9 protein-coding genes are annotated in these 7,333 nt (G+C 69.1%); 7 read left to right on the forward strand and 2 right to left on the reverse strand.

Translation table 11 applies throughout. The features are described from left to right. The first annotated feature begins 7 nt into the window (after window positions 1–7). Complete coding sequence (locus ACFWF3_RS17380) at window positions 8–166, forward strand: DHHA1 domain-containing protein (protein WP_379314454.1); 159 nt, start codon at window positions 8–10, stop codon at window positions 164–166. A 4-nt stretch (window positions 167–170) separates the two neighbouring features. Here ACFWF3_RS17380 and ACFWF3_RS17385 read toward each other — a convergent pair whose 3' ends face one another. Continuing rightward, entirely contained in the window at window positions 171–1,337 is a 1,167-nt protein-coding gene (locus ACFWF3_RS17385) for an MFS transporter (protein ID WP_379314450.1), read from the reverse strand. A gap of 369 nt (window positions 1,338–1,706) precedes the next feature. Here ACFWF3_RS17385 and ACFWF3_RS17390 point away from each other — a divergent pair, with 369 nt between their 5' ends. Continuing rightward, window positions 1,707–3,047 (forward strand): MATE family efflux transporter, encoded by a 1,341-nt coding sequence (locus ACFWF3_RS17390; protein ID WP_379314451.1) that lies wholly within the window; start codon window positions 1,707–1,709, stop codon window positions 3,045–3,047. Window positions 3,048–3,167: 120 nt separating this feature from the next. Then, window positions 3,168–4,313 carry a lipase family protein gene (locus ACFWF3_RS17395; protein ID WP_379314452.1) on the forward strand — a complete coding sequence of 382 codons (1,146 nt, stop codon included), beginning with the start codon at window positions 3,168–3,170 and terminating at the stop codon, window positions 4,311–4,313. Between the two features lie 17 nt (window positions 4,314–4,330). Here the strand turns inward: ACFWF3_RS17395 and ACFWF3_RS17400 are convergent, their stop codons facing one another. Further along, window positions 4,331–4,639 carry a putative quinol monooxygenase gene (locus tag ACFWF3_RS17400; protein WP_378992342.1) on the reverse strand — a complete coding sequence of 103 codons (309 nt, stop codon included), beginning with the start codon at window positions 4,637–4,639 and terminating at the stop codon, window positions 4,331–4,333. Window positions 4,640–4,728: 89 nt separating this feature from the next. On the opposite strand from ACFWF3_RS17400, the gene ACFWF3_RS17405 reads away from it, so the two are divergent. The 4 genes from ACFWF3_RS17405 to truB all read left to right on the forward strand — a co-directional run. Next, on the forward strand, window positions 4,729–5,031 hold the full coding sequence (locus ACFWF3_RS17405; protein WP_378626527.1) for an ArsR/SmtB family transcription factor: 303 nt from the start codon (window positions 4,729–4,731) through the stop codon (window positions 5,029–5,031). A gap of 42 nt (window positions 5,032–5,073) precedes the next feature. Beyond that, window positions 5,074–6,030, forward strand: coding sequence for a metallophosphoesterase (locus ACFWF3_RS17410; RefSeq protein ID WP_358062466.1), 957 nt, complete (start codon window positions 5,074–5,076; stop codon window positions 6,028–6,030). Between the two features lie 156 nt (window positions 6,031–6,186). Next, window positions 6,187–6,858: a 4'-phosphopantetheinyl transferase Npt gene (gene npt / locus ACFWF3_RS17415; protein WP_378992346.1), complete on the forward strand. Its 672-nt coding sequence runs from the start codon at window positions 6,187–6,189 to the stop codon at window positions 6,856–6,858. Further along, window positions 6,858–7,333: tRNA pseudouridine(55) synthase TruB (gene truB / locus ACFWF3_RS17420; RefSeq protein WP_379314453.1), on the forward strand; the 476-nt coding region annotated here is incomplete at its 3' end. The genes npt and truB, both read left to right, overlap by 1 nt.

A 7,333-nucleotide genomic window follows, 5' to 3' on the forward strand; every position in this document is an offset into this window, starting at 1 on the left:
GGTCTCCCTGCGCTCCCGCGACTCTGCCCCAGGCCGCACCGACGGCGTCGATGTCGCCGCGGTCGCCGGCGTTTTCGGCGGCGGCGGCCACCGCTTCGCCGCCGGCTACACCACCTACGGCAACGCCGAGGATGTCGTGCGCGCCCTGATCGCCGCCCTGGGCTGACCGCCTAGGTCGCGGCGACGGCCTTCTCGCGGCGCAGGCGCAGGGCCAGGGGGACGCCGAGGACGGTGGTGGTGGCGCAGAGGGTGAAGGCCAGGGCGGGCTGGTCTACGAGGAGGCCGGTCAGGCCCGCTACGACGAGACCGCCGAGGTTGCCGGTCATCCAGATGAGGCCCGCGGCGGTGCCGTCCGCGGCGCCGGTGTGGCGTTCGGCCATGGCCAGCACGATCGGGAGGGCGGGGAGCAGGGTCAGGCCGATGAGGACGAAGGCCAGGAAGCCGGTGGCGAGGCCGGGGGCGAGGGCGACGAGCAGACAGGCGGCGGCGCTGGCGGTGAGACCGACCATCACGGCGGGGAGTTCGATACCGCGGCGCAGGACCGCGACCGGAATCACCGCGCAGCCGACGACACCGGCGAGGACGTTCACCAGCAGCACGATGCTGGCCGCGTCCGCGCTCACGCCGGACGGTTCCAGCAGCGCCTGGCCATAGGTCGCCAGCGCGACGAACGTGCCGAAGGGAAAGAACACGGTGACGCAGAGTCGGCGCACATACCGGTCCCCGAGGGTCGCTCGGAGCGCGACGAACGAGGTCGATGTGCTCGCGGCAGGTCCGGTGCCCGCGCGCATCAGTTCGACGGTCAGTGCGACCGCGGCCAGGGCGGCGAAGATCGTGCCGATCGCGGTGAGGGCGGTGAGCTGGCTTTGCGCGGGCAGCGCCGCGCCGAGTACGAACGCGGCGGCCATCCCGGCGAAGGTGCTCGCGGTGCCCACCGCGATACCGGTCGGCCGGTCCTTCTCGTCGAGATAATGCCCCGCGATGCCGGTGATGGCGTTGAGCACCAGCGGTTGCGCGATGGCGACGACGGTCTGACCGATGAGCACGATCGCGAAACCGCCGTCGAGCAGGCGCAACGCCGCACCGATCGCGGTGAGAACCGCGCCGGCGATCAGGCTGGGGCGGAACCAGCGATCGAGTGCGATTCCGGCGGGTACGGCGAGCACGACGTAGAGCAGCGGGAACATGTTCGCCAGCCACCCGATCGCGGACTCGGACACACCGAAGTGCTCCGCCGCTACGGTCGTCACCGGCGCGTAGGTGAGCCACACCAGCTGGGTGGCCGCGCCGACCAGGGCGAACGCCGTGATCACCCGCCATCGCTGCACAAACACCATGGTCGATCCTGAGTTGTCCGGGCGAACCAGGCGTCCGCGGTATGTCATCGTCCCGCCCGAGCTGGGCAGGCGACCAGTATCGTCGCTCATCCTGCCTGCCGTCCACACTTCGTACTCGCGGTTTCGTGCTGATCGGGAGGTGTGTCCGCGATCGGCGGGCGTGATCGGCGATGTGGGTGGCGGCGTCGGTGCGCCACCACCGCGAACATGATCATGCCCGGCGATCGGCGAGATCGCTCCGGTGGCGCTGCGCGGTGGGCGATGGTGTCGGTGGCGTGTGCCACCATCGGCAGGTCGGCAGCGCGTCCGATGAGTTCGTGGTGACCGTGGGAGGTCGGTGTGGGGTCCGCTGAACCGAGGGACGAAGCCGTGACCGGCGATGAGGCCGACCAGGTCGGGCCGCGGCGAATTCTCGGCATCGCCGTGCCCACCCTGGGCGTGTTGGTCGCCGAGCCGCTGTATCTGCTCTTCGACATCGCGGTGGTCGGCAGGCTGGGGGCGCTGGCACTGGCCGGGCTGGCCGTCGGCGCCGTGATCCTCGGGTCGGTGAGCACCCAGCTGACGTTCCTGTCCTATGGGACGACCGCGCGTGCGGCCCGTAGACACGGTGCGGGGGATCGGACAGGCGCTGTCGAGGAGGGCATACAGGCCAGCTGGGTGGGTGTGGCGATCGGTCTGGTGATCGTCGCGGTGATCCAGTTGTTCGCGGTGCCACTGTGTTCGGTGCTCTCCGGCGGTGGGGAGATCGCCGACGAGGCGCTGATCTGGGTGCGGATCGCGCTGTTCGGCGTGCCGTTGATCCTGCTGTCGATGGCGGGCAACGGGTGGATGCGCGGTGTGCAGGATGTGCGACGACCACTGACCTATGTGGTGGTGGGTCTGGCGTTGTCGGCGGTGCTGTGTCCGGTTCTGGTGTACGGACTGCTCGGCGCACCGCGGATGGAACTGGCCGGCTCGGCGGTGGCGAATCTCGTCGGCCAATCGGTCTCCGGCGTCCTGTTCGCCTATGCCCTGCTGCGCGAACGTGTTTCGCTGCGCCCGCGCGTCGCGGTGATGCGCGCTCAACTCGTCCTCGGGCGCGACCTCATCATCCGCAGTCTGTCGTTCCAGATCTGCTTCGTCTCCGCCGCCGCGGTGGCCGCCCGTTTCGGCGCCGCGTCCGTGGCCGCCCACCAGGTGGTCCTGCAACTCTGGAATTTCCTCGCCCTGACCTTGGACTCGCTCGCCATCGCCGCCCAGACCCTGGTCGGCGCGGCTCTCGGTGCCGGTAATGCCCACGGCGCCAAGGCGATCGCGCGCCGGGTGACGGTCTGGTCCGAGATCTTCGCGCTGCTCCTTGCCGCAGTCTTCGCCGCGGGCGTGACCGCGATCCCGCTGCTGTTCACCGACGACCCCCAGGTCCTCGAACGCATCCATGTCATCTGGTGGTTCTTCGTCGCCATGATCCCGGTGGCCGGCGCGGTGTTCGCCCTCGACGGCGTCCTGCTCGGCGCGGGCGACGCCGCCTTCCTTCGCACCGCGACCCTCGTCGCCGCCCTGACCGGCTTCCTGCCGCTGATCTGGCTGTCGCTGATCTTCGACTGGGGCGTGGCGGGAATCTGGACCGGTTTGGTCGTCTTCATGTTGGCTCGACTGCTGGCCGTCATCGCCCGCGCACGATCCGGTCGCTGGGCCAAGGTGGGCGCCGAAATTCCGCGCGGTGCCGCATAGGGCTGTGGAAACCTTTGCGACGCAGCAGATTCGATTCTGGTGACGGGTACGAAGGTGCTTCTCGACAGTCGATCGCCTACCGTCGCAAGTGCGGACAGTGGGATCGACGATGGAGGCGCAATGGCCGTGCACGATGTGATCGCCCAGGCCGGCCGGGTGGCGGTGGCCGCGGCGCTGGTGCTGATCGGCGCGGTGGGTGCGGGGCCCGCGGCGCAGGCGGCGCCCGTCGCGCCGGGGCAGCTGATTGCCCACACTGCGCAGCCTGCCGGCTGGGGTGAATGGTCGCGGGCAGCCATCGTCGAATACCGCACGGAGGGTGCGACGCACGGCATCGCGAACGCGGAAGGGCTGGTGCTGCTCCCGGATTCGCCCGCCCCGGAAGGTGGTTATCCGGTGGTGGCGTGGGATCACGGGACCAGCGGGCTCGGGCCCGACTGCGGCCTCACCACCGACAAGGCGCGGCATGAACGCCCGCTGCTGCAAGCGTTCCTCGATCGTGGCTGGGCGGTGGTCGCACCGGATTACCTCGGCCTGTCGCCCGGCTCCGACACCGTGCACCCGTACCTGCACACTCGCACCGAGGCCACGGCCACGATCGACCTGGTTCGTGCCGCGCGGGCCGCGGAGCCGAGTCTGGCGCCGACGTGGGCCGTGGTCGGCGGTTCGCAGGGAGGACATGCCGCACTGGGGACCGGCAACCTCGCCGGCGACTACGCGCCCGAACTGGACTTCCGCGGCACCGTGGCACTGGCGCCGGCATCCAACTACGAGCAGATTCTGACCCAGCTCGGTCCCGAGGTCCCGAACCTTCCCGTAGTGGACCGGCTCGTCGGCCCGTTCGCGGGCATGCTCGCCGGGCTTCGCGCCACCCGTCCCGATCTGGATGTGAACGGTCTGCTCAGCGCGCGTGGCCGCGAAGTGGTCGACGCGATCGCCACCAGTTGTGTCGACGATTTCGACCGGGCCGTCGGCAATGCGTCGATCGGCGCGCTCCTGGCGAAGCCCGTGGCCGCCGACGGCATCGGCGCGGCCCTGCGCGACTACATGGTGGTCCCCACGGTCGGCTATCGCCAACCGGTGCTGATCGCCCACGGCGCGGCCGACACGGTGGTGCCGCTGCCGCTGACCTTCGCGCTGCTCGCGCAGATGCGATCGGCGGGCACCCAGGTCGAGTTCGCGCAGTACCCGGGCGGACACGAACAGGTCGGCGTCGAATCGCGGGAACGGGTCCTGGCTTTCGTCGACGGCTTACTCGCCACCGCCTGACCCGGGAGCGGGACGGCTCAGCGGGGATAGGGGCTGAGCATGTCGATCCAGCGGATGTCCAGGTCGCGGGTCAGGTAGTCCAGGCGCGAATTCCAGAAGTCCTGCATGTGCGGCAGGGCGAGGTGGCGGTCGAGGTCGGCTTTGCTGCGCCATACCTCGTAGAAGACGAAGACCGAGGGGTCGTCGCTGTCGACGTGGAAGTGGTATTCGAGGCAGCCTTCTTCGGCGCGGGTCGGTTCGACGAACGAGAGCAGCAGCTCACGCAGGTCGTCGCGGCGTTCGGGTTTCGGGTGGGCGAACCCCACCAGCGCGTAGGTGCTCGACATGATGCTCCTTAGGTACGATGTTCTACGTACCTAAGGACGCTAGGCGGCAGCTAGGTATGACGCAAGCCGTACCTATGTGGAGGTGGTGGGTGGACCAGGAACTCGAGCTGGGAGCGGTACTCGGCGCGCTGGCCGATCCGCTGCGGCGTCGCGTGATCACCCTGCTCGCGCTGGATCCCGCCGATGGCGACCGCAGCTGCTCGTCGTTCGACCTACCGGTGACGAAGGCGACCCGCACCCACCACTTCCGGGTGCTGCGCGAGGCGGGGCTGGTCCGGCAGGTGAATTACGGCAATCGCAGCACCGTCGTCCTGCGGCGGGCCGACCTCGACGCGCGGTTTCCCGGGCTGCTCGATCTGCTGGTGGCCGAGGCAGCCGACGCGCAGGGGTGAACCCGCCGGTGCCGCGCACCCGGGGTGTGCCACTGTGGACAGGTGATTCCGAAGTTGATGGCGGTCAGCGATGTGCACGTGGGGCATCAGGGCAACAAGCCTGTGGTGGAGCAGATCGTTCCCGATTCGCCCGAGGACTGGCTGATCGTCGCCGGTGACGTGGGGGAGAAGGCCGAGGAGGTGCGGTGGGCGCTGGAGTTGCTGCGCGGCCGCTTCGCCAAGGTGATCTGGGTACCGGGCAACCACGAGCTGTGGACCACGCCGAAGGATCCGGTGCAGATGCACGGCGCCGCCCGCTACGACTATCTCGTCGCGATGTGCCGTGACCTCGATGTCGTCACCCCCGAGGACCCGTTCCCGGTGTGGACGGGTCCGGGCGCCGAGAAGTACGGCGGCCGGGTCACCCTGGCGCCGATGTTCCTGCTCTACGACTACTCGTGGCGACCGGCGGGCACGAAGACCAAGGCGGAAGGTCTGGCGCTGGCGCGCGAACGCAATGTGGTGGCGACCGACGAGTTCCTGCTGACTCCCGACCCGTACCTCACCCGCGACGCCTGGTGCCACGCCCGTGTCCAGTACACCCAGCGCCGCCTCGACGCGCTGCCCACCGACACTCCGTTGGTGATGATCAACCACTTCCCCCTGGTCCGCCAGCCCACCGACATCCTGTTCTACCCGGAGTTCTCGCTGTGGTGCGGCACCGACCTGACCGCCGACTGGCACACCAGCTACAACGTGGTCTGCTCGGTCTACGGACACCTCCACATCCCGCGCACCACCTATTACGACGGCGTCCGCTTCGAAGAGGTCTCCCTCGGCTATCCCCGCGAATGGAAACGCCGAGGCATGCCCGAACCGCTGCTCCGCCAGATCCTTCCCGACCCGGTCTACGCCGAAGGCGATCTGAACTCCTGGGGCGGCCACTTCAAGGTCACCCCGGAGATGGAAGCCGCAGCCGCCGAGATGCGCGAGAAGGCCGAGCGCAGGCGAGGCATCTGACAGCGAATTTGCACGAAAACCCCACGCCTGATTTCGTAAGAGCATCGGCAACTCACCGGGCACGAGCAAACCCGCCCACCCGGTACCGCCAGACGCCAGTGCTGACCCAACCAGCGCCGAGGTCTGGCCACACGACGCGGAGAGGCGGACAAGCCAGTGCTGGAGAGGATTTTGCCGAGGAGTGTGGCTTCGGCGGAGTTGCTGGTTTTCCCGGAGGATCTCACGGCGCATCCCGCCGAGGAGCACCTCATCGCCAAGTCCGTGGAGAAGCGGCGCCGCGATTTCATCGGCGCCCGGCACTGTGCTCGCCTCGCCCTCGAACAGCTCGGTGAGCAGCCTGTCGCGATCGGCAAGGGCGAACGCGGCATGCCGCTGTTCCCGCGCGGCATCGTCGGCAGCCTCACCCATTGCGACGGCTACCGTGCCGCCGCGATGGCGCACTCGCTGCGTTTCCGCTCGGTCGGTATCGACGCCGAACCGCACGACACCCTGCCCGAGGGAGTGCTCGATTCGGTCAGTCTGCCCGCCGAACGCGAGTGGCTGTCGGATACGCCCGGCGAGGGCCTGCATCTGGATCGGCTGCTGTTCTGTGCCAAGGAGGCCACCTACAAAGCCTGGTTCCCGCTCACGCTGCGGTGGCTCGGTTTCGAGGACGCGCACATCACCTTCGAGATCGACTCCCGCACAGACAATGCGGGCTCGGGCACTTTTCATACGAAGCTGCTCGTGCCCGGTCTGACGAACGACGGCGGCGCCGCGCTGACCGAGTTCGACGGCCTCTGGTTGATCGCCGACGGGCTGATCCTGACCGCGATCGCACACGGCTGATGGCCGCGCGAGTGTCGCGGGTGGGCGAGCTGGGCGGTCTCGTGATCGTCGACAAGGACAGCGGCCTCACCAGCCACGACGTGGTGGCGCGCAGCCGAAAGCTGTTGCAGACCAAGAAGGTCGGCCACGCGGGCACCCTCGACCCGATGGCCACCGGGGTGCTGGTGCTCGGGGTGGAGCGGGCCACGAAACTCCTCGGCCAGCTGCTGCTCACCACCAAGGCCTACACCGCGACGATCCGCCTCGGCCAGGCCACGAACACCGACGACGCCGAGGGTGAGGTCACCGCGACCACACCCGCGCTGCACGTCACCGACGACGAGATCGCGACTGGCGTCGCGGCCCTGACCGGTGACATCGAGCAGGTCCCCGCCACGGTGAGCGCCATCAAGGTCGACGGCGAACGGGCCTACGCGCGCGTGCGCGCCGGCGAGGAGGTACAACTGGCCGCCCGGCCGGTCACGGTGTCGCGCTT

Origin of the sequence: Nocardia sp. NPDC060220, from assembly GCF_042727815.1 — a bacterium.
Classification (GTDB): Bacteria; Actinomycetota; Actinomycetes; order Mycobacteriales; family Mycobacteriaceae; genus Nocardia.